This is a genomic window from Levilactobacillus parabrevis, from assembly GCF_044051715.1.
Lineage (GTDB): Bacteria > Bacillota > Bacilli > Lactobacillales > Lactobacillaceae > Levilactobacillus > Levilactobacillus parabrevis.
In genome coordinates, this window is the sequence record NZ_CP168688.1 from 1,307,266 (window position 1) to 1,328,558 (window position 21,293).

Here is a 21,293-nt window from a genome sequence, read left to right on the forward strand (position 1 = left end):
ATGGGCCTTTTGTTATGATTATCCGTGCGCAGCGAATGGTAGTCCCTTACTTACTACTAATGTAATTATGAGGAAATCTGTCTCATTCTTTTGGTAATTAATTGAAAATTCGTTTTAGCTTTGAAGTTGTTGTGGAGGGTGAAGAATCTGTAAATCCTTTTTGAGAGGAAATTAGTGAATAGAGCCAGAGTGAAGCCTAGTTTAGCCAGAGAAAGCCGGTAGACAGTCTTCGAAATTTCAAAATCCTTGGCAGCTGCAGGCGACAGTCTGCAATTCAATTGCTCAATTAAGAACGCCGGTGAACTAACACAACGTTAAACCCGCTTTTATCAGGATTAATAACGTGGTAAGCGCTTACAAAATCGTTAAATTATGGTACAATAATGGTGAGGAATCAGAGAACCATTACTAAACTTTAACGAAAGCGGGTGTTCACCATGCTACAGCGGTTTGCACGATTACCAGACGGTTGGATGTTTCTGGCAGGCTATTGTTTGATTGGTTTAGGCTATGTGTTGTTTGGCTTGGTATCAACTGTCGCGGCGGTGCCATTCTTGGCAGTCGTCATTGGCTACTTCCTAATTGCATTCATTTTGACCGTAATTAAGGCGATTAGCTTAAAGGAAATGGCATTGAATCGGTTAAACTTATTGGTTTTTGAATTCATTACGATTGCGGGATTCATTTTGCTACTGTTCACCTGCGAACAGTAGCTGGCACAATGGTTGCAATCCCGCGTGAACTGTAGTAAAGTAGGCTTTGTAGTTAAACTCGTTTTTTAAATGAGTGAGCAGTCCATGCTCACTCTTTTTAATGGAAAAATGTAGGAGGCGGAATTCTTTGAGTACAGTCGTTGAGACCGTGACGGACCTGGCCCGGCCAATCGTGGCGCATCATCAGTTTGAATTAGTTGACGTTGAATTTGTCAAGGAAGGTAAAGGCTGGTACCTGCGGGTCTACATTGACAAGCCCGGTGGTATTAACATTGAAGAATGTGCGATGGTGAGTGATGAGTTGTCCGAACAGCTGGACGCGATCGATCCAGATCCCATTCCCCAAGCCTACTTCCTCGAAGTTTCTTCACCTGGTGCAGAACGGCCACTGAAGAAGCCGGAAGATTTTGAACGGGCCGTGGGTGAGTATATCCACGTTTCCCTATATCAAAAGATTGGTCAAAGTAAGGTTTACGAAGGTACGTTGGAAGAATTACGTGACGATGCCTTGGATTTAACCGTTAATTTAAAGGGACGTATCAAGACGTTGACCATTCCACGCGATGCGATTGCCCAAGCCCGGTTAGCCATCAAGTTCTAACTAAATAAGGAGCGAAACACAACATGAGTAAAGAATTATTAGGTGCCCTTGACGTCCTTGAGACGGAGAAGGGTATCCAGAAATCAGTCGTTATCGACGCCTTGGAAGCGGCCTTAGTTTCTGCTTACAAGCGGAACTACGACCAAGCCCAAAACGTTGAAGTTCAGTTCGACCAAAAGAAGGGTGATATCCACGTCTTTGCCGTGAAGAAGGTCGTTGACCAAGTCTACGATTCACGTCTGGAAGTTAGTTTGGATGACGCCTTGGCCATCAGCAAGGGTTACGAAATTGGTGATGACATTAAGTTTGAAGTGACCCCCAAGAACTTTGGTCGGATCGCCGCGCAAACCGCTAAGCAAGTCATCTTGCAACGGGTTCGTGAAGCCGAACGGAACATCATCTACGATCAATACAGCCAGTATGAGAATGAAATCATTACCGGTGAAGTTGAACGCCAAGATTCCCGTTTCGTTTACGTGAGTTTAGGTAAGGTTGAAGCCGTTATGGGCCACCAAGACCAAATGCCTAACGAAACGTACCGGATTCATGACCGGATCAAGGTCTACGTGACCCGGGTCGAAAATGCCACCAAGGGGCCTCAGGTCTTCGTTAGCCGGACGCACGCTGACTTATTAAAGCGTTTGTTCGAACAAGAAGTGCCTGAAATCTTTGATGGGACCGTTGAAATCATGGCAATCGCTCGTGAAGCCGGCGACCGGGCCAAGGTGGCTGTTCGTTCGAACAACCCTGACATTGACCCCGTTGGGACCAGTGTTGGTCCTCGTGGGCAACGGGTCCAAACCATCGTCAATGAACTTGGCGGTGAAAACATGGATATCGTGGAGTGGACGGATGACGAAGCCAAATTTATCGCCAACGCCCTGAACCCTGCCGAAGTTCTGGATGTCATCTTTGATCCAAACAACGAACGGGCTTGCCAAGTCATCGTGCCAGACTATCAACTGTCTCTGGCCATCGGTAAGCGGGGTCAAAATGCCCGGTTAGCCGCTAAGTTGACCGGTTATAAGATCGATATTAAATCAGAATCCGAAGCATCTGCTATAATGGAAGCTGATCAGACTGCTGATGCACAACCAGCAGCTGACGATGATGCGCCCGTTGCCACTGATGACACCGACACAGATACGTCTGTTGACGATGCCCCAGTGACGGAAGACGCACCAGTTAGCGATGAAGTTGCTGACGACGCGACCGATGTAGCTGCTAACGATGATGACGCCACAGATTCAGCAGCTAGTGAGTCAACCACTGACGATTCTTCGTCAGCTGAATAGTACCCATCTAAAGGAGGTTTGGTCCCATGAAACAACGGAAAGTCCCTATGCGCAAGGATATTGTGACTGGGGAAATGGCGCCTAAGAAGCAACTGGTTCGGGTTGTTCGCAACCAGGAACAGGAAGTTAGCGTTGACCCTACCGGTAAACAATCCGGTCGTGGTGCCTACATTGCTTTAGATGTGGACATTGCAAAGCGGGCTAAGAAGGAACGGACCTTCGATCACGTCTTTGGCGTGAAGGTTCCGGATGACTTCTACGATGACTTAATTGCTTACGTGGATCATCAGCAAGCACGGCGGGAATTATTCGACAATGACTAATCCCGAGCGCGCTTTACAACTTTTAGGATTGGTTCGGCGGGCAGGTAAACTGACCACCGGCGAATCCTTCGTTATGGCAGCAGTCAGAGACGGCTCAGCTAAGATGGTTTTAATGGCTAGTGATGCCGGCAAGACCAGTCAGAAGCAGTTTCGTGATAAGACGGCGAGCTATAACGTCCAATTAAACGAGGACTTTACGAAAGACCAGTTGAGCACGGCCATTGGGTCAGCGCGCACGGTCATCGCAATCACCGATCCGGGTTTCGTCCGGAAGTTACAACAATTACTTGCTAAGTAGCCGCCTGACGTTCTCGTGATCGGCAGAATACAAAGGAGTGTGAAGATATGGGGAAAAAGCGAATTTATGAACTCGCCAAAGAAATTAATGTCTCCAGTAAACAGATCATTGCGAAAGCCGAATCAAAGGGCTTTCCGGTGAAAAACCACATGTCAACGCTCGGCGAGAACGAAGAACGTCAGCTCCGCGAAGCATTTAGCAAGAAGTCTGCTGGCAAGGCAACGACACCGAGTGTCAAGCCTGCCAAGCAACCTGCAACGATGCAAGCGGCCCGGCCTGCTAGTCAGAAGAGTGATCACCCCAAGACCACCAGCCACAAACCTGCTTCGCAGGGGAATGGTAACCGGTCAAATGGGGGCAACCGTCCAACCAACAACGGTAACCACAGCAACAATGGTGGAAACCAGTCGGCTAACGGCGGCAGTCGCACCTCTAACCAACGGTCCAATAGCGGCAACAGCAATAATCGTAACCAACAACGTACGAACAATAACAATAATAAAAATAATAATGGCCAGTCCGGAAGTAACCACACTGAGCAACACAATTCCGGGACCGGCAGATTTGGTGGAAGCTTGAATAATAATACAAATAATAGCAATGGCCGGCGTGGTAGCAGCAACGGAAACAGTCGTGGGGGCCGGAATAACCGGAACAACCGCAACAATCGCCGCCGTAATAATAACAATAATAACCGCTACAAGAAGAACCAACGGATCAAAGACACCAATCAGCACAAGGGTGCACCAGAACGGAAGAACAAGGCATTACCAGATGTATTAGTCTATACGGACGGCATGAACGCCCAGGACTTAGCCAAGATCTTGCACCGTTCTTCAGCCGAAATCGTGAAGAAGCTCTTCATGTTGGGCGTTATGGTTAACCAGAACCAATCCTTGGACAAGGACACCATCGAAATCTTAGCCGATGACTATGGCATTCAAGCACAAGAAAAGGTTCAAGTTGACGTGACCGACCTCGACAAGTTCTTCGATGCTGAAATGGCCAACACGGATCATTTGGAGACCCGGGCACCGGTCGTGACCATCATGGGACACGTTGACCACGGGAAGACGACGTTGTTGGATCACTTGCGTCACTCTCACATTACCGAGGGTGAAGCCGGTGGGATCACGCAGGCCATTGGTGCCTACCAAGTTCACTACAACGACAAGTCTATTACCTTCTTGGATACCCCAGGACATGCGGCCTTTACTGAAATGCGGGCCCGTGGTGCTGAGATTACCGATATCACGGTCTTAGTGGTTGCCGCAGATGATGGTGTGATGCCACAAACCATCGAAGCCATTCACCATGCGAAGGCTGCTGGGACGCCAATCATCGTGGCTGTCAACAAGATTGATAAGCCAGGTGCTAACCCGAACCACGTCATGGAACAATTGACGGAATACGAATTGATTCCTGAAGACTGGGGTGGCGATACCATCTTCGTTGAGATTTCTGCGAAGTTTGGGAAGAACATCGACGAATTGCTCGACATGATTCTCCTGCAATCCGAAGTGTTGGAATTAAAGGCTAACCCAGAACAAAACGGGGTTGGTTCCGTCATCGAAGCTAGTTTGGACCAAGGTCGTGGTTCCGTTGCCTCCTTGCTGGTTCAACAAGGGACGTTACGTGTAGGTGACCCAATCGTTGTTGGGAATACCTTTGGTAAGGTTCGGACGATGACCAACGAACGTGGCCGTCGGATCAAGGAAGCCAAGCCATCAACGCCAGTTGAAATCACTGGGTTGAGCGACGTGCCAGAAGCTGGGGATCGTTTCGTGGTCTTTGACGACGAAAAGACGGCCCGGGCCGCTGGTGAAGAACGGGCTAAGGAAGCCTTGGTTCAAGAACGTAAGAACACCAGTCACGTCACGTTGGACAACCTCTTCGACTCCCTCAAGGAAGGCGAAATGAAGGAAGTTGACGTGATCATCAAGGCTGACGTTCAAGGTTCCGTTGAAGCCTTGGCAGGTAGCTTACAGAAGATCGATGTCTCCGGTGTGCGGGTTAACATCATTCACTCCGCCGTGGGTGCCATTAACGAAAGTGATGTGACCTTGGCCGAAGCCTCAGACGCGATCATCATTGGGTTCAACGTGCGGCCTACGCCACAAGCACGGGCCCAAGCCGATAGCGACAAGGTCGATATTCGCTTACACAACGTCATCTACAACGCCATCGATGAAATCGAAACGGCGATGAAGGGGATGCTGGAACCTACCTACGAAGAAGAAGTTACTGGCCAAATCGAAGTTAAGAACATCTTCCATGCTTCTAAGGTCGGCACGATCGTCGGTGGGATGGTTACTGAAGGTTACGTAACGGCTGACGCCGACGTCCGGTTAATCCGTGACGGCGTGGTCATCTACGAAGGTAAGCTTGGTAGCTTGAAGCGTTTCAAGGACGACGTCAAGCAAGTTAAGATGGGTTATGAATTAGGATTAACTATCGAGAACTTCAATGATATTAAGGTGGACGATGTGATCGAAGCCTACATCATGAAGGAAGTTCCCGTTAAATAAAAATCGGAGGCAAACGTCATGGCACAATATCGAGTTGGCCGGTTGGAACAAGAAATCCAGCGGGAAGTTACGGATATTCTCCTAAAACGTGTCCGCGATCCCCGGGTCGAGGGCGTCACTGTTACCGGCGTGGAAGTCACAGGTGACTTGCAGCAGGCAACGATTTACTACAGTATTTTATCGGACAAGGCTTCTTCAGCGGAAAAGACACAACAAGGTCTGAACAAGGCTACGGGTCTGATTCGGTCTGAACTGGGTTCACGCTTGAGCATCTACAAGACGCCTGAGTTGAACTTTGAACAGGACTCTTCCGTGCGTTACGGAAGTCATATCGATGAACTGCTGAATGATCTACACCGCCGCGAGTAGTTGCTCACGGTGTTTGAGGGAGGCGTTGGTCCAAGCGGATCAGCGCCTCTTTTTCGTACTACCGGCGAATGCTGGCAGCAAGACGCCTGCGGCTGCCAGAGATTCTGCCGCTGTGTGGACCGGAGCAAGCCAAAGAGCGGTCTTGCTCCTCGACTTGAAGCTTCGTAAAAGGCAACGAATCTTCAAATCGTCCTGTCAGATAAATTGGCCAACGCGCCAATTTATCTGACAACCACGGCTGGCGCCATCTCTGGCATCCTTCGGCTATGGTACTGGCAGCATTCGCCGGTGGCACCAGTATTTTCGGTTTGACGATTTAATTAGAGACCGAATATGCCATCATTTAGTATGCAATCAACTAGTGTAGGTGAGTACTGACGTCTTGACGATATTAGAATCAATTTTATTGGCAAAGATATAGTTGTAACCGGAGGCGGCCAGAGGTGGAGGTAGCTGTGACGACGGTGTTAGCTGAGAATCAGCTTACAGCGTGGGACGTGTTTGGAGACTGACGGTTTGTGTCGGGCTTCAAACCGAGCCGCAGGACCGCTTCTCAGGCCGCAGGCGGTCCCCACAGACGCCGGAATCTCTGGCCGTCGCAGGTGGTTGGATACGACTAAGTTTTGCAACGCGAAACGGAGGAAACGAAGATGGATGGGATTATCCCGCTTTATAAGGAACGCGGCCTCACGAGTTTTGACTGTGTGGCGAAGTTGCGCCATATTCTGCATACGAAGAAGGTCGGCCATAGTGGTACGTTAGACCCGAGTGTGGATGGGGTCCTACCCATCTGTATTGGGAGTGCGACAAAGGTTGTGCCCTACCTCATGGCCTCTGGAAAGGTCTACAAGGGCACGGTTACGCTAGGTCTGGCAACGACTACGGAGGATTTAGACGGTGAGGTCATTGACCGTCAGCCTTTGACAACACCGTTTGATCGCGCTAAACTGCTTCAAGCAGCTGCAGCGTTGACTGGTACCATCCAGCAGACACCACCGATGTTTTCGGCAGTGAAAGTGAACGGTCGACGGCTCTATGAGTACGCACGAGCTGGGGAAACGGTTGAGCGGCCAACGCGGACGATTACCGTGTCCGCCTTTGATCTGGTCGACGATGGCCAGTTCGATGCTGAACAGGGCACCCAGACGATTGCGTTTGAGATTGCCTGCTCCAAAGGAACCTACGTGCGGACTCTCGCTGTTGATCTTGGTCGGCAGCTGGGCGTACCGGCAGTGATGGCCTCGTTGACACGGCTCAAGAGTGGTGGTTTCGACCTGGACCAGACGGTGACGTTGGACCAGGTGGCCGCTGCGATGGCCGCTGAGGACCTTTCCGAGATTCTTCGACCAATCGACTACGCCTTGCGAGATTACCCGCACGTGGCGTTGTCAGAGCGGCTCTGGGGCCTCGTAAAGAATGGCGTCTTCCTGGATGAAGAACAGGTCGGTAGTACGGCTCCCGTCGTGGCTCTGACTTATCAGGACCAGACGAAGTGTCTGTACCAGTACCTTCCCGAAAAAAAGCAATATAAGCCGTTGAAAATGTTTACGGTGAATTAAGCGTTAAGAAAGAGGCGTCTCGTAATGGAAGTTATTCGCATACATCACCCGTTGGACCCCCGTCAGATTCCAGCAGATCCGGTCGTTTTGGCCATGGGATTCTTTGATGGTGTCCACCGGGGGCACCAGGCGGTCATTAGGCGGGCTAAGGCACTCGCTGCGGCCAAACACGTCAAACTGGCGGTGTTAACCTATGATCATCATCCATCGCTGGTTTACCGGCCGTTAGAGGGTGATGATCGCAAATATCTAAGTACGCCCGAACGTAAGCTCCAACAGTTTGACCGGATGGGCGTAGATCGGGTCTTTCTAGTCAGTTATACGGGCGAGTTTGCTGCCCAGAAACCTCAGGAGTTCGTCGACAATTACTTGGTGGCGTTCCACACGGTGACGGCGGTGGCTGGCTTTGACCACACCTATGGTAAGAAAGACGTGGCCACGATGGATCTGTTGCCAGCCTATGCGCAGGGACGTTTTGAGGTGGAAACGGTCGCTAAGGAAACTGGTGGTCAGGAGAAAATCAGTTCGACGCGGATTCGCTCGGCCATGAAGGCGGGTGATGTCGATACGGCTAATGACCTCTTGGGTTATCTTTACCGGTTGACAGGGGTCGTTGTCCACGGTGAGGCGCGGGGCCGGACTATCGGCTATCCAACCGCCAACGTCCTGACACCGGAGAATGAATGGTTACCAGGCATTGGGGTCTACACGGCACGATTGAAGGTTGGGGCCATTTGGTATCCCGGCATGATCTCCGTGGGCCGTAACGATACCTTCGGCGATAACCGGCCAATCACGGTGGAGATGAATCTCCTGGATTATCAGGGGAATCTCTACGGCGAAAACGTTGAAGTTGAGTGGCATCACCGTTTGCGGGGACAAGTTAAGTTTGACTCTGCAGAGGGGCTGATCGTCCAACTCAAGAAAGACGAGACGGCCACTAGAGATTATTTCTCTCAGGTCGCCGCGGATTAGACCATTAATTACAGCATAAATAAAGAGCTCGGATAATTTTATCTGGGCTCTTTTGTTTTGAGAAGATAATTGCAAGTCGGGTAATTTTTGATATGCTGAGGACTGGTTAGCAGGTATCTTGAGGTAAAAGACCCGTTTATTGTAGCTGAAATTCGGCTTGTAGGCAGTGAACGACCAGTTGATGGTAAAGGAAAGCTTGAATTTTTTCAGCCGATGGGTGGATAGCACCGACAATCGTAGCCGGAGGAGGACAAGGGTGGCGCCGGCCGTGACGGCGGTGTTGTCTGACGTTTTTGGTCAGACTACAGCGCGGGACGAGCTTTAAGACGCGTGGATTTCGCGGCTTAAAGTCGAGGTGAAAGACGTTCTTCGGCTTTCACCGGTCCCCACAGCAGGCAGAACCCTTGGCAGCCGCAGGCGGAATTACAAGCAATCATCACAGCCAAGCCAAAAAATTAGCACTTAATTGCAGAGATTGCTAAAAATCCTGCCAGATTTCTTGACTTCAAAACCCGGTTTTGCTACATTATATATGTGTCTTAGCACTTGATTAGTTTGAGTGCTAAAAAAGGGGTGATTGTGATGCTTTCAGAAAGACAAATGATGATTCTGCGAGCCGTTGTCCGCGACTTCACCAATACCGGTGTTCCGGTGGGGTCCAAGGCATTAGCCAAGCAGTTACCCATCCACGTAAGCTCAGCGACAATTCGTAACGAGATGGCAGCCTTAGAAGAGCAGGGCCTGATTAAGAAGACCCACTCATCTTCCGGCCGAATTCCTTCGGTCGAAGGCTACCGGTATTACGTTGATCATCTGGTTAAGCCCGATCCATTACGGCCCAACGATATCGATGTGATTCAGTCATCACTAGGTGGCGATTTTCATAAGATTGACGAAATCATTTCGCAATCCGCGACGATCCTGTCTAACCTGACGAGTTACACGGCGTTCACGTTGAAGCCGGAATTAAAGGATAGTCGCCTCAGTGGTTTTCGGTTAGTGCCTTTAGGCAAACGGCAAATCATGGCCATTCTCGTCACCGATAGTGGTGATGTGGAGAACCAGACGTTTGACGTGGCCGGAGACGTTGATGGTGAGCAGCTTGAAGCTGTGGTTCGCTTGATTAATGACCAACTGGTGGGACTGACTTTACCGGAAGTCTTACGGAAGTTGCAGGCTGATATTCCCGCAAAGATCGCACACTATCTTCAGAGTCCACAGGGATTCTTGGATATCTTTGGCGATGTGCTGACGCGGGCCGCTCAGGAGCGGTTCTACGTTGGTGGGCGACTCAACCTACTGAACTTTTCTCAGGATAGCGACGTTGACTCACTGAAGTCCTTGTATTCATTGATCGACAAGACCGATGACATCGCGAGTGTGCTGGGGCAACCTAGCGATAAGATCTCCGTGCGTATCGGCAATGAAATGACCAACGATGCGTTGCGTAACTTCAGCCTGATCACGGCGACCTATGACGTTGACCAACATGGTCAGGGGATGATCGCGATTCTGGGACCCACGCGGATGCCATATTCTCGGATGCTCGGTATCGTTGGAGCGTTTCGTGAAGAGCTCGCGAAGAAACTATTAGATTACTACCGGTTTTATGACGAGTAAAGAAAGGGAGGGTTTTTATCGTGGCTGACAAGCAACAAGCGTCCACCGATGACCAAACTGCGGCAAAGGCCGCCACGACTAAGCCAGATTCAAAGACTGAATCGGCCGAAAAGGCAGCACCAAAGAAGCCAAAGTTATTTAAGAAGGTTGCGACCGCGGCTGAAGTCGATGAACTCAAGCGCAAGGCCAGTGACTTTGAAGATAAGTATTTACGTGCGGAGGCGGAAGTCCAAAACATGCAAGCGCGATTCCAAAAGGAACAGGCAACGCTTATCAAGTACGATGGCCAACAACTGGCTAAGGACGTGCTCCCCGTAATCGATAACTTGGAGCGCGCTCTAGCAGTCGAAGCAGCGGACGAGGCGGGGCAACAGCTAAAGAAGGGTGTTCAGATGACCTATGATCATTTGGAAGACGCCCTGAAGCGAAACCACGTCACGGAGATTGAAGCCATTGGGAAGACATTCGACCCAACGTTGCATCAAGCGGTTCAATCAGTACCCGCAGAGGATGGCCAAGCGGCCGAAACGATCGTCAAGGTCCTCCAAAAGGGTTACCAACTGAAAGATCGCGTTCTGCGACCAGCAATGGTTGTCGTTGCACAATAAAGCAAATTAAAAAAAACTAACAAAGAGGGAATTTTTGATGGCAAGTAACAAGATTATCGGAATTGACTTAGGGACGACCAACTCAGCCGTTGCCGTTCTTGAAGGTAGTACCCCGAAGATTATTGCGAACAAGGAAGGCGCTCGGACGACGCCATCAGTTGTTGCATTTAAAGACGGTGAAACGCAAGTCGGTGAAGTTGCCAAGCGGCAAGCAATTACCAACCCGAACACGATCTCATCCATCAAGAGTCACATGGGTGAAGCAGGTTACAAAGTTTCCGTTGATGGCAAGGATTACACGCCACAACAAATCTCAGCAATGATCTTACAACACTTGAAGTCATTCGCTGAAGACTACATTGGTGACACGGTTGAAAAGGCCGTTATCACGGTGCCAGCTTACTTCAACGATGCCCAACGTCAAGCCACTAAAGATGCTGGTAAGATTGCCGGCTTGAACGTTGAACGGATCATCAACGAACCTACGGCTGCTGCCTTAGCTTACGGCTTGGACAAGCAAGACAAAGACGAAAAAATCATGGTTTACGACCTTGGTGGTGGGACCTTTGATGTTTCCGTACTGGACTTAGGTGACGGTGTCTTTGATGTTCTCTCAACGAACGGTGATACTCACTTAGGTGGGGATGACTTTGATAAGAAGGTCATGGACTGGTTGATCGCCGACTTCAAGCAAGAAAACGGTGTCGACTTATCCAAGGATAAGATGGCTTTACAACGTTTAAAGGATGCTGCTGAAAAGGCTAAGAAGGACCTCTCTGGGGTTACCGAAGCACAAATCAGCTTGCCATTTATTTCCGCTGGTGACAACGGCCCACTTCACTTGGAAAAGTCATTGAGCCGGGCTAAGTTCAACGAATTGACGGCCGACCTGGTTGAAAAGACCCGGATCCCTGTTGAAAATGCGTTGAAGGATGCCGACTTAAAGGCTGGCGACATTGACGTTGTTATCTTAAACGGTGGATCTACTCGGATTCCAGCCGTTCAAGAAGCCGTTGAAAAGTGGACGGGTAAGGAATCTAACCACTCCATCAACCCTGATGAAGCCGTTGCTTTAGGTGCCGCCGTTCAAGGTGGGGTTATCACCGGTGATGTGAAGGACGTTGTTTTACTTGATGTTACGCCATTATCCTTGGGTATCGAAACCATGGGTGGGGTCTTCACCAAGTTAATCGACCGGAACACCACGATTCCTACCAGCAAGTCCCAAGTCTTCTCAACCGCTGCTGACAACCAACCAGCCGTTGATATCCACGTCTTACAAGGTGAACGGCCAATGGCTGCTGACAACAAGACGTTGGGTAACTTCCAACTTGCTGATATTCCAGCCGCACCTCGTGGGGTTCCTCAAATCCAAGTGACGTTCGATATCGATAAGAACGGGATCGTTAACGTTTCCGCTAAGGATATGGGCACTAACAAGGAACAGAAGATTACCATCAAGAGTTCCGGCGGTCTTTCCGACGAAGAAGTTGAAAAGATGATGAAGGAAGCTAAGGAAAACGAAGCTGCCGACAAGAAGCGTAAGGAAGAAGTCGACACTAAGAACGAAGTCGACCAATTACTTTTCCAGACCGACAAGACGCTGAAGGACGTTAAGGGTAAGGTCTCCGATGATGAAATCAAGAAGGCTGAAGATGCTCGTGACGCCTTAAAGAAGGCCCAAGAATCCAACGACCTGGACGACATGAAGGCTAAGAAGGATGACTTGAACAAGATCATCCAAGACCTTTCCGTTAAGTTATACCAACAAGCACAACAAGCCCAAGGCGACGCTAAGGGCGCTGCTGGCCAAGCTGCTGGTGCCGATGGTGCCAAGGCTGACGGTAAAGATGGCGACACCGTTGACGGTGACTTCCATGAAGTTCACGATGACGACGATAAGGACAAGAAGTAAAGACTGATTGTCTAATCGCAAATGGTCATGGCAAAAAGTCAGAGTCCGTGGGGCTTTGGCTTTTTGTTTCGAGTATGCTATTCTTACTAGTAGCGAAAAATTTCGGAATGGATTGGGAGGAAAACGATGGCGCAATCGGACTTATATGGCGTTTTAGGTGTCTCAAAGGATGCCAGCCAAGATGAAATTAAAAAGGCCTACCGGAAATTATCTAAGAAGTATCACCCAGATTTGAACAAGGCCCCCGACGCGGCGGACAAGTTTAAAGAGGTTCAGGATGCTTACGATGTTTTAGGTGATAAGGATAAACGGGCTAACTACGACCAGTACGGTTCAGCCGACGGTCCTCAAGGCTTTGGTGGCTTTGGCGGCGGTAATGCCGGCGGTGGCTTCGGCGGTTTTGGTGGCGGAGGCGGCTTCGACGACATCTTCAATCAATTCTTTGGTGGTGGCGGAGGCGGTCAACGCAATCCTAACGCACCACGTCCGGGTCGTGATCTGCAGTACCAGATGGACTTGAAGTTTGAAGAGGCTATCTTTGGGAAGAAGACCAAGATCAAGTATACGCGTGAAGCCCAATGTCATACCTGTGGTGGGAACGGTGCTAAGCCGGGGACTTCACCAGTGACCTGTCACCAATGTGGCGGTTCTGGTTACGTCACGACGGAGACCAACACGCCACTGGGTCGGATGCGGAGTCAACAACCATGTCCTGTCTGCCACGGTACGGGTCAAGAAATCAAAGAAAAGTGCCCAACCTGTGGTGGCTCTGGTCACGAAGAAGAACAGCACGAAGTTGAAGTTTCCATCCCAGCTGGGGTCGATGACGGTCAACAAATGCGGTTACAGGGTCAAGGTGAAGCCGGCATAAACGGCGGTGGCTACGGCGATCTGTTCATTATTTTCCAAGTGACGCCAAGCAAGGACTTCCGGCGTGACGGAACGGAAATCTACTTTGACCAACCAATTTCATTCGTCCAGGCAACGCTGGGGGATGATGTGACGGTTAAGACCGTTCACGGTGATGTTAAATTAAAGGTGCCAGCCGGTACGCAAGCTGGGACGACTTTCCGGCTACGGGGCAAGGGTGCACCGCGCCTACGTGGTAATGGTAATGGTGATGAACACGTCACTGTGAAGGTCATGACACCAAAGAACCTGAACAAGGGTCAACGGGATGCACTCCGCGACTTTGCTAAGGCCAGTGGTGAGACTGTTACAGGTACGGGCAAAGGTAACTTATTTAACAAAATGCGCGATAAATTTAATGAAAATTAGCTTGCGGGCCAACGTGCTCAAATAGCTAATCTATCAAGGCTGCTGAAGATTTCGGCAGCCTTTTTATTTGTCTCAAAATATAAGAATTTTTATAATTGCAAAAGAAACGCTTAAGCTTGAGTAAGGTTAATTGCAATCCGGTTTTGGCAATGATACTCTCAAAACATAGGGAGCGCGGCTTTGGCTGCGGAACTCCTCACCAATTCACTTGGATTCGTCGGGGAATATACGGGTGAATTGGCTGCGAACGGAAGCTGGTTTGGGGGACGAATCGACCAGCAAAACTTGGGGGTGAATTTCATGAGAGCAAAGTGGCTGGCGTTATGGCATCAGCCGGTGGTGGCCTTCATTGGCTGGACCATGTTTTACTTTGTGATTTTGATGATTTTGGTTTATTTGTATGGTTACAGTGGTTTGAATAACTCGACGTTTATTTACAACGAGTTTTAGTTGCGGGGTCAACTAACCATTAGCCATGATTTCTTCGGGGGGGATATAGAATGATAGAAAACATGATCACAGCGATTGATCAGTTTGCCACTAGTGATCCGGATCGTATCGCTTACGATGATCTGGGGCACACGAACACGTACGGTGAGTTAAAACAGCGCTCAGATGCTTTGGCCGCTCATTTGGATGCCATGCAGTTACCAGTGCACGCGCCCATCCTAGTGTATGGGGGCCAGACGTTTGACATGATGGCGACCTTCTTAGGAATCGTCAAGAGTGGTCACGCCTATGCGCCAATCGATACACATTCGCCACTCGAGCGGATTACCACGATTAATGAAATTGCCCAACCCGCCGCAGCTATCGCTGTGAGCGCGTTACCCACGACTTTAGGTGAGACGCCGGTACTTACACCGGATAACCTACAGACCATCTTCAGCAGTCCCGTGGTGGACTACCAGGTGGATCATGCCGTGAGTGGGGACGAGAACTACTATATTATCTTCACGTCCGGAACAACGGGGAAACCTAAGGGTGTGCAGATTTCACACAAGAACTTGTTAAGCTATGTCAACTGGATGCTGAGCGCCGACTTCGTGTTGCCAACCGCACCGCGGACGTTGTCGCAAGCGCCATATTCGTTCGACCTGTCCGTCATGGATTGGGGTCCAACGCTGGCCAGTGGTGGGACACTTGTCGCGTTGCCGAAGACGGTGACGGATAACTTCAAGCAACTGTTCGAGACGCTACCGCAAATGGATCTGGATGTCTGGGTCTCTACGCCGTCGTTTATGGACATTTGCTTGTTGGAGCCCACTTTTGATGCCGCACATTATCCACGCCTGAGTCGCTTCCTCTTCTGTGGGGAAGAATTGACCCACGCCACGGCACAGAATTTACACCAGCGGTTCCCGGATGCTCGGATCTTCAACACTTACGGGCCAACGGAAACTACGGTGGCGGTGACACAGGTGGAAATTACGGCGGAAATCTTAGCCGACTATCCACGGTTACCCATTGGTTATGCCAAGGGTGATACCGAGATCACGGTGGTCGATGACCAACTGCAGCCGGTACCAGCAGGAACTGAAGGCGAGATTTTAATCAGTGGTCCATCGATGTCGAAAGGGTACCTGAATAACCCAGAGAAGACGGCTAAAGCCTTCGTCACCCTGAACGGTAAGACCGTTTACCGGTCCGGTGACCTGGGTGTGGCTATGGCGGATGGCCTGATTATGTATCGTGGGCGAACCGACTTCCAAATTAAGCTCCACGGTTACCGAATCGAATTGGAGGAGGTCAACCACTACTTGTCACAGGAAGACCACATTCAGGTCGGTGTTGCTGTGCCGCGGTATGACCGGAATCACAAGGTCAGCCAACTGATTGCTTGGGTGGTTCCGAGTGGTCATAATTTTGCCAGCGAGTTAGACCTGACCAAGGCGATCAAGGATAATTTGCAAGGTGGCGACATGATGGAATATATGATTCCGCAACGCTTTGTGTACAAGGATAGCCTACCGATGACCCCCAACGGCGAGGTTGATATTAAATCTATTATTGCTGAGGTCAATCAATAATGTTGACTTTTGAACCGTACGGCAACCCAACGTATTTCGCCTTGTTGGGGGTGGCGTTATTGCCACTGATGATTGGTCTTCTGTACGGCAAACGGTCGCGCCTTTACGAAACGTTAGTGTCAATCTTCTTTCTGGTCTTAACCTTTGGGGGTTCTAAATGGACCCAAGGGGTGGCCTTGATAATCTACATTTTGTATGAGGTGGTCTTGACCTGGGGGTATGCCGTTTACCGGAGGAACCATAATTCGGGGCCGTTGTTTTACCTGATGGTGATTCTCGCCATCGCACCATTAACCATCGTCAAGGTGACGCCGGCTGTCGAGAACGGCCAGGCCTCACTGATTGGATTTCTGGGGGTCAGCTACCTGACCTTCAGAGCCGTGCAGACGATGATGGAAACACGGGATGGCACGCTGAAGAACTATAACATCATGACATTCTTACAGTTCATGTTGTTCTTCCCAACCATCTCTTCTGGTCCAATTGACCGGTATCGGCGATTTGAAGCCGATTATCGGTCGGTGCCGGATCGTGACAAGTATCTGGGGATGCTGCAAAAGGGAATTCGTTACCTGTTTGTCGGCTTTATGTACAAGTTTATCCTGGCGTACTATTTCGGGACGATCTTGATGCCGAAGTTGCAGCTGATGGCGATGCACTCGCGCGGTGGCTTCCTGGATATCTCGTGGCCGCTTATCGGCTACATGTACTGTTACAGTGCAGACTTGTTCTTTGACTTTGCCGGGTATAGTTTGTTTGCCGTGGGGACGTCCTACATTATGGGAATCGCTACGCCAATGAACTTCAATCAACCCTGGCGGTCACCGAACATCAAGGATTTCTGGAATCGTTGGCACATTACGTTATCGTTCTGGTTCCGAGACTTTATCTACATGCGACTGGTCTTCTGGTTCATGAAGCATAGGGTCTTCAAGAAGCCAACGACGACTGCCAACGTTACGTATATCATCAACATGCTGATCATGGGATTCTGGCATGGGGTGACCTGGTATTACATCACGTACGGCCTGTTCCACGGGGTTGCGCTAGTGATCAACGATACTTGGTTACGTTACAAGAAGAAGCACCGGCAGAGTGTTCCGCATAATAAATTTACGCAGATCTTTGCCATCTTCTTAACGGCCAACCTGGTCTGCTTTAGTTTCTTGATCTTCTCAGGGATTCTGGATAAAATTTGGTTTTTGAAGTAAGCAGTAGAGGATGTATTTCATCGAGGGGGAAATAAAAATGGATATCAAAGCAACTGTATTAGACATTTTAAACGATTTAACGGGTAACGATGTTAGTGGCGCAATGGATGACAATCTGTTCGACAGCGGCATCATGGACTCCATGGCTTCTGTTCAATTATTATTATCACTGCAAAGCGAACTGGGTGTTAACGTACCCGTTTCCGAATTTGAGCGGTCAGAGTGGGACACGCCCAACAAAATCATTGCGAAAGTGGAAAGCCTGGCTTAGCCAATGGCAAAGCGATTACTACGGATTTTCGGTCCGTTAATTCTCGCAGCTATTCTGGTTTTTGCGGTACTCGCTTCGCCGGTCACTTTCGGGTTCAAGCACATCAGTACTACCCGAGAACGACAGGCAGCGGTGTCGCTGTCACCCAACGTTTTACGTGGTAAGCACATCAAGGAAGCGGCCTTAAGTGACGGTTACGTGCCATTCTTTGGGTCATCGGAGTGGTCACGAATCGATCCGATGCATCCCTCGGTTTTGGCGCAAAAGTATCACCGAGACTACCGGCCATTTCTATTAGGTGCGCGGGGAACCCAGTCGTTAACGCAATTCTTTGTGATGCAAAATATCCAGGGGCAATTGCGGAACAAGAAGGCGGTCTTCTTCGTTTCACCACAGTGGTTCGTGAAGGGCGGGACGCGTAAGGATGCCTTTGGCTTCTACTACTCACAATTACAGACGGCGGAGTGGTTGACCCACTACCGGCACGATGCAATTGATCAGTACGCTGCCAAGCGCCTCCTGCAGATGCCTGCCGCAAAGTCCGACCATTTCATCTATGCCGCACTACAACGGGTGGCGGCCGGTAAATCATTGACGAAGGATCAGCGGTTCTATCTGCAAACTAGAAAGAACATGTTGACCCAGGAAGATCAATTCTTCTCCGGCATTAATTTACCATCGCAGAACTTGAGTCGTGTCAACCGGCAAGCCAAGAAGTTACCCACTCATTACTCCTATTCGGCGCTGGATCGACTCGGCGGTCAGTTAGGGAAGCAAGCAACGGGCAATAACCCGTTCCAGATCAGCGATAAGTTCTACAATCATGGGTTGAAGCAGGAGATTAAGACGGGGAATTTGAAGGATTTCCAAAAGAACCTGTCTTACCTGCAATCGCCAGAGTATAGTGACTTCCAGCTGTGTTTGGATCAATTTGCTCGGCTGCATACCGACGTCTTGTTCATCATTCCACCAATTAATCAACGCTGGCAGAAATACACCGGCTTATCCGAAACGATGCTGAAGCAATTCGACCAAAAGATTCATTATCAATTACAGTCGCAAGGCTTCAACAATATCGTTGATTTATCGGATAAGGGCAACGTGCCGTACTTTATGACCGACACGATTCATCCGGGCTGGCGTGGCTGGTTGGCGATTGATAAGCGTGTGGACCCATTCTTAACCAAGAAGCAGGCCCAACCGCGTTATCACACCAGTGACAAATTCTATGAGAAGCAATGGCAACAGTTGGAACCATCTCAACTGAGCCAGTACGAAAATAACAAGTAATCTGAGAGGTCTGGGTTGATGCCCGGGCCTTTTGTCATCTCTATCGGCGCAAACGGGTTGGGGGCGAGCTGGCGATTGGTGCCGACTTACCTTTTAGTTTGTGATTAACGCTGATGGTTGGTATAATTGTCTGGACATGGTGTTTAAGAAAGTAGGAAATCAACATGGATCTTGAGAAATTAAAAAACCATCAAAAATATATTCGCAACTTTTCCATTGTGGCCCATATCGACCACGGGAAATCCACGATTGCGGACCGAATCTTGGAGTTAACGGATACCATCTCCAAGCGTGACATGCAAGATCAAGTGTTGGATAGCATGGATCTTGAACGCGAACGCGGAATTACGATTAAGCTGAACGCGGTTGAATTGACGTATCACGCCAAGGACGGCCACGACTATGAATTTCATTTGATCGATACCCCGGGACACGTGGACTTCTCTTATGAGGTCTCACGGAGCCTGGCTGCCTGTGAAGGGGCAGTCCTGGTCGTTGATGCGGCGCAAGGGGTCGAAGCCCAGACGTTGGCTAACGTGTACCTGGCGTTGGACGACGACTTGGAAATTGTGCCGGTCGTGAACAAGATTGACTTGCCAGCGGCGGACCCAGAAAAGGTCAAGAAGGAAATCGAAGACGTCATTGGCTTGGATGCCTCCGATGCCGTGTTGGCTAGTGCCAAGCAAGGGGTCGGCATTCCAGAATTACTGGAACAGATCGTCCACAAGGTGCCAGCACCAACCGGTGATTTGGATGCGCCATTGAAGGCTTTGGTCTTTGACTCCGTTTACGATGATTACCGTGGGGTTGTCATGAGTGTGCGGCTGTTCGAGGGAACGGTTCAACCGGGCGATAAGATCTTACTGATGAATAGTGGTAGTGAATACGAAGTGACCGAGGTTGGGGTTAACTCGCCGAAGCCAATTTCACGTGATTACCTGATTGCCGGTGACGTGGGTTACATCACTGCCAGCATCAAGGATATTGCCGATACCCGGGTGGGTGACACGGTGACCAATGCCGCGCAGCCCGCAGAAAAGGCACTGCCAGGCTACCGGGAAATGAACCCGATGGTCTACGCCGGGCTGTACCCGACTGACAATGCCAAGTTGAATGATTTACGGGAAGCGTTGGAAAAGCTGAAGCTGAACGATGCTGCGTTGGAATTCGAGCCGGAAGCCTCCCAGGCGTTGGGCTTTGGATTCCGGTGTGGGTTCCTGGGGATGCTCCACATGGATGTTATCCAGGAACGGTTGGAACGTGAATTCAACCTGGACTTGATCACGACGGCGCCATCCGTTACGTACCACGCGTACTTGACGGATGGGACCATGAAGACGGTTGAGAACCCAGCAGAGATGCCGGAAGCCTCAGCCATCAAGCGGATTGAGGAACCAATTGTGAAGGCTACGATCATGGCGCCTAACGAGTACGTTGGGGCGGTCATGGACCTGTGCCAACACCGGCGGGGCCAATTCCTGACGATGGAATATTTGGATGACTATCGTGTAAATATCATCTATAACATGCCGTTGTCGGAAATCATCTTCGACTTCTTTGATAAGTTGAAGTCGAGCACGCGGGGTTACGCATCGTTGGATTACGAACGGAGCGGTTACCAAGAGGCTGACTTGGTCAAGATTGATATCCTGTTGAATGCGGACAAGGTCGATGCGTTGAGCTTCATTGCCCACCGGACCTTCGCTGCCCAACGAGGTCGTGAGATTGCATCGCGGCTGAAGAATATCATTCCACGCCAAAACTTTGAAATTCCTGTACAGGCTGCCATCGGTGCCAAGATCATCGCGAGAACGACGATCAAGGCCTACCGGAAGGACGTGACCGCCAAACTCTATGGTGGTGACCGTACCCGGCGGATGAAGCTGCTGGAAAAGCAAAAGGTCGGAAAGAAACGGATGAAGGCTGTTGGGAAGGTTGATATTCCTCAGGAAGCATTCATGGCAGTTTTGAAGACTGATGAGGACGAAACCAAGTAGTGACGCGGGCTCTATGGAACTGCCTTTTCGTTTGCCGCCCATTTGCCTACCGTTTGTCGACGGAATTCCCTGCATGTCGACAAAACTAAAAAAATGTCATAAATGATGCACTATCAGTTATTCTGGTTGTGCATCATTTTTTCGAATATGTCGACTGTTTCAGTCTTCATCTTTCGAGTGACGTGCGAATACGTGTCCATAGTGGTTGCGATTCGTGAGTGTCCCAGTCGAACCTGTATTTCTTTGATGTTAGCACCGTTTTCTAGCAGCATGGTAGCATGAGTGTGACGTAGAGAGTGGAAATTAAATGGGAAGCCGAGATCCTTTTGAACTTTGTCAGCGTGGTATTTGATAGAGTATGGGGTGACTGGTTGACCATTTTCTTTGTGACGAATTGTCAAACCAAGCGCAA

General features: G+C 49.8%; 19 protein-coding genes and 1 pseudogene. 19 read left to right on the forward strand and 1 reads right to left on the reverse strand.

Translation table 11 applies throughout. The features are described 5' to 3' along the window. Positions 1 to 437: 437 nt before the first annotated feature. From ACEPSU_RS06205 to lepA, 19 genes are all read left to right on the forward strand, one after another. On the forward strand, positions 438 to 713 hold the full coding sequence (locus ACEPSU_RS06205) for a hypothetical protein (RefSeq protein WP_020088585.1): 276 nt from the start codon (positions 438 to 440) through the stop codon (positions 711 to 713). A 127-nt stretch (positions 714 to 840) separates the two neighbouring features. Next, positions 841 to 1,314: a ribosome maturation factor RimP gene (gene rimP / locus ACEPSU_RS06210; protein ID WP_020088584.1), complete on the forward strand. Its 474-nt coding sequence runs from the start codon at positions 841 to 843 to the stop codon at positions 1,312 to 1,314. 23 nt (positions 1,315 to 1,337) lie between these two features. After that, positions 1,338 to 2,609 carry a transcription termination factor NusA gene (gene nusA / locus ACEPSU_RS06215; protein WP_395323106.1) on the forward strand — a complete coding sequence of 424 codons (1,272 nt, stop codon included), beginning with the start codon at positions 1,338 to 1,340 and terminating at the stop codon, positions 2,607 to 2,609. A 26-nt stretch (positions 2,610 to 2,635) separates the two neighbouring features. Next, positions 2,636 to 2,932: an RNase P modulator RnpM gene (gene rnpM, locus ACEPSU_RS06220; RefSeq protein ID WP_020088582.1), complete on the forward strand. Its 297-nt coding sequence runs from the start codon at positions 2,636 to 2,638 to the stop codon at positions 2,930 to 2,932. Beyond that, entirely contained in the window at positions 2,925 to 3,230 is a 306-nt protein-coding gene (locus tag ACEPSU_RS06225; protein WP_020088581.1) for a L7Ae/L30e/S12e/Gadd45 family ribosomal protein, read from the forward strand. The genes rnpM and ACEPSU_RS06225 overlap by 8 nt, the downstream gene beginning before the upstream one ends. A gap of 47 nt (positions 3,231 to 3,277) precedes the next feature. Further along, entirely contained in the window at positions 3,278 to 5,758 is a 2,481-nt protein-coding gene (infB, locus tag ACEPSU_RS06230) for a translation initiation factor IF-2 (RefSeq protein ID WP_395323617.1), read from the forward strand. Positions 5,759 to 5,776: 18 nt separating this feature from the next. Continuing rightward, positions 5,777 to 6,127 carry a 30S ribosome-binding factor RbfA gene (gene rbfA, locus ACEPSU_RS06235; protein WP_020088579.1) on the forward strand — a complete coding sequence of 117 codons (351 nt, stop codon included), beginning with the start codon at positions 5,777 to 5,779 and terminating at the stop codon, positions 6,125 to 6,127. A gap of 650 nt (positions 6,128 to 6,777) precedes the next feature. Next, positions 6,778 to 7,686 carry a tRNA pseudouridine(55) synthase TruB gene (gene truB / locus ACEPSU_RS06240; RefSeq protein ID WP_395323107.1) on the forward strand — a complete coding sequence of 303 codons (909 nt, stop codon included), beginning with the start codon at positions 6,778 to 6,780 and terminating at the stop codon, positions 7,684 to 7,686. A 24-nt stretch (positions 7,687 to 7,710) separates the two neighbouring features. Next, positions 7,711 to 8,661 (forward strand): riboflavin biosynthesis protein RibF, encoded by a 951-nt coding sequence (ribF, locus tag ACEPSU_RS06245; protein ID WP_395323108.1) that lies wholly within the window; start codon positions 7,711 to 7,713, stop codon positions 8,659 to 8,661. Between the two features lie 582 nt (positions 8,662 to 9,243). Next, positions 9,244 to 10,281, forward strand: coding sequence for a heat-inducible transcriptional repressor HrcA (gene hrcA, locus ACEPSU_RS06250; RefSeq protein WP_033388572.1), 1,038 nt, complete (start codon positions 9,244 to 9,246; stop codon positions 10,279 to 10,281). A 20-nt stretch (positions 10,282 to 10,301) separates the two neighbouring features. Then, positions 10,302 to 10,889, forward strand: coding sequence for a nucleotide exchange factor GrpE (gene grpE / locus ACEPSU_RS06255; protein ID WP_020088575.1), 588 nt, complete (start codon positions 10,302 to 10,304; stop codon positions 10,887 to 10,889). A 37-nt stretch (positions 10,890 to 10,926) separates the two neighbouring features. After that, complete coding sequence (gene dnaK, locus ACEPSU_RS06260; protein ID WP_395323109.1) at positions 10,927 to 12,804, forward strand: molecular chaperone DnaK; 1,878 nt, start codon at positions 10,927 to 10,929, stop codon at positions 12,802 to 12,804. Between the two features lie 126 nt (positions 12,805 to 12,930). Continuing rightward, the gene (dnaJ, locus tag ACEPSU_RS06265) at positions 12,931 to 14,082 is read left to right on the forward strand and encodes a molecular chaperone DnaJ (protein WP_020088573.1); all 1,152 of its coding nucleotides are present in this window, start codon (positions 12,931 to 12,933) and stop codon (positions 14,080 to 14,082) included. A 300-nt stretch (positions 14,083 to 14,382) separates the two neighbouring features. Beyond that, entirely contained in the window at positions 14,383 to 14,532 is a 150-nt protein-coding gene (locus ACEPSU_RS06270) for a teichoic acid D-Ala incorporation-associated protein DltX (RefSeq protein ID WP_027825899.1), read from the forward strand. A 50-nt stretch (positions 14,533 to 14,582) separates the two neighbouring features. Further along, complete coding sequence (dltA, locus tag ACEPSU_RS06275; protein ID WP_395361637.1) at positions 14,583 to 16,112, forward strand: D-alanine--poly(phosphoribitol) ligase subunit DltA; 1,530 nt, start codon at positions 14,583 to 14,585, stop codon at positions 16,110 to 16,112. Beyond that, complete coding sequence (gene dltB / locus ACEPSU_RS06280; protein WP_020088570.1) at positions 16,112 to 17,323, forward strand: D-alanyl-lipoteichoic acid biosynthesis protein DltB; 1,212 nt, start codon at positions 16,112 to 16,114, stop codon at positions 17,321 to 17,323. Before dltA ends, dltB begins: the two co-directional genes overlap by 1 nt. A 37-nt stretch (positions 17,324 to 17,360) precedes the next feature. Then, complete coding sequence (dltC, locus tag ACEPSU_RS06285) at positions 17,361 to 17,594, forward strand: D-alanine--poly(phosphoribitol) ligase subunit DltC (protein ID WP_020088569.1); 234 nt, start codon at positions 17,361 to 17,363, stop codon at positions 17,592 to 17,594. A gap of 3 nt (positions 17,595 to 17,597) precedes the next feature. After that, complete coding sequence (dltD, locus tag ACEPSU_RS06290) at positions 17,598 to 18,884, forward strand: D-alanyl-lipoteichoic acid biosynthesis protein DltD (protein WP_020088568.1); 1,287 nt, start codon at positions 17,598 to 17,600, stop codon at positions 18,882 to 18,884. 164 nt (positions 18,885 to 19,048) lie between these two features. Next, the gene (gene lepA, locus ACEPSU_RS06295; RefSeq protein ID WP_395323112.1) at positions 19,049 to 20,881 is read left to right on the forward strand and encodes a translation elongation factor 4; all 1,833 of its coding nucleotides are present in this window, start codon (positions 19,049 to 19,051) and stop codon (positions 20,879 to 20,881) included. 113 nt (positions 20,882 to 20,994) lie between these two features. On the opposite strand, the pseudogene ACEPSU_RS06300 reads toward lepA, so the two are convergent. Beyond that, positions 20,995 to 21,267 (reverse strand): annotated as a pseudogene (locus tag ACEPSU_RS06300) (tyrosine-type recombinase/integrase); the annotation flags it as partial. Positions 21,268 to 21,293 lie beyond the last annotated feature (26 nt).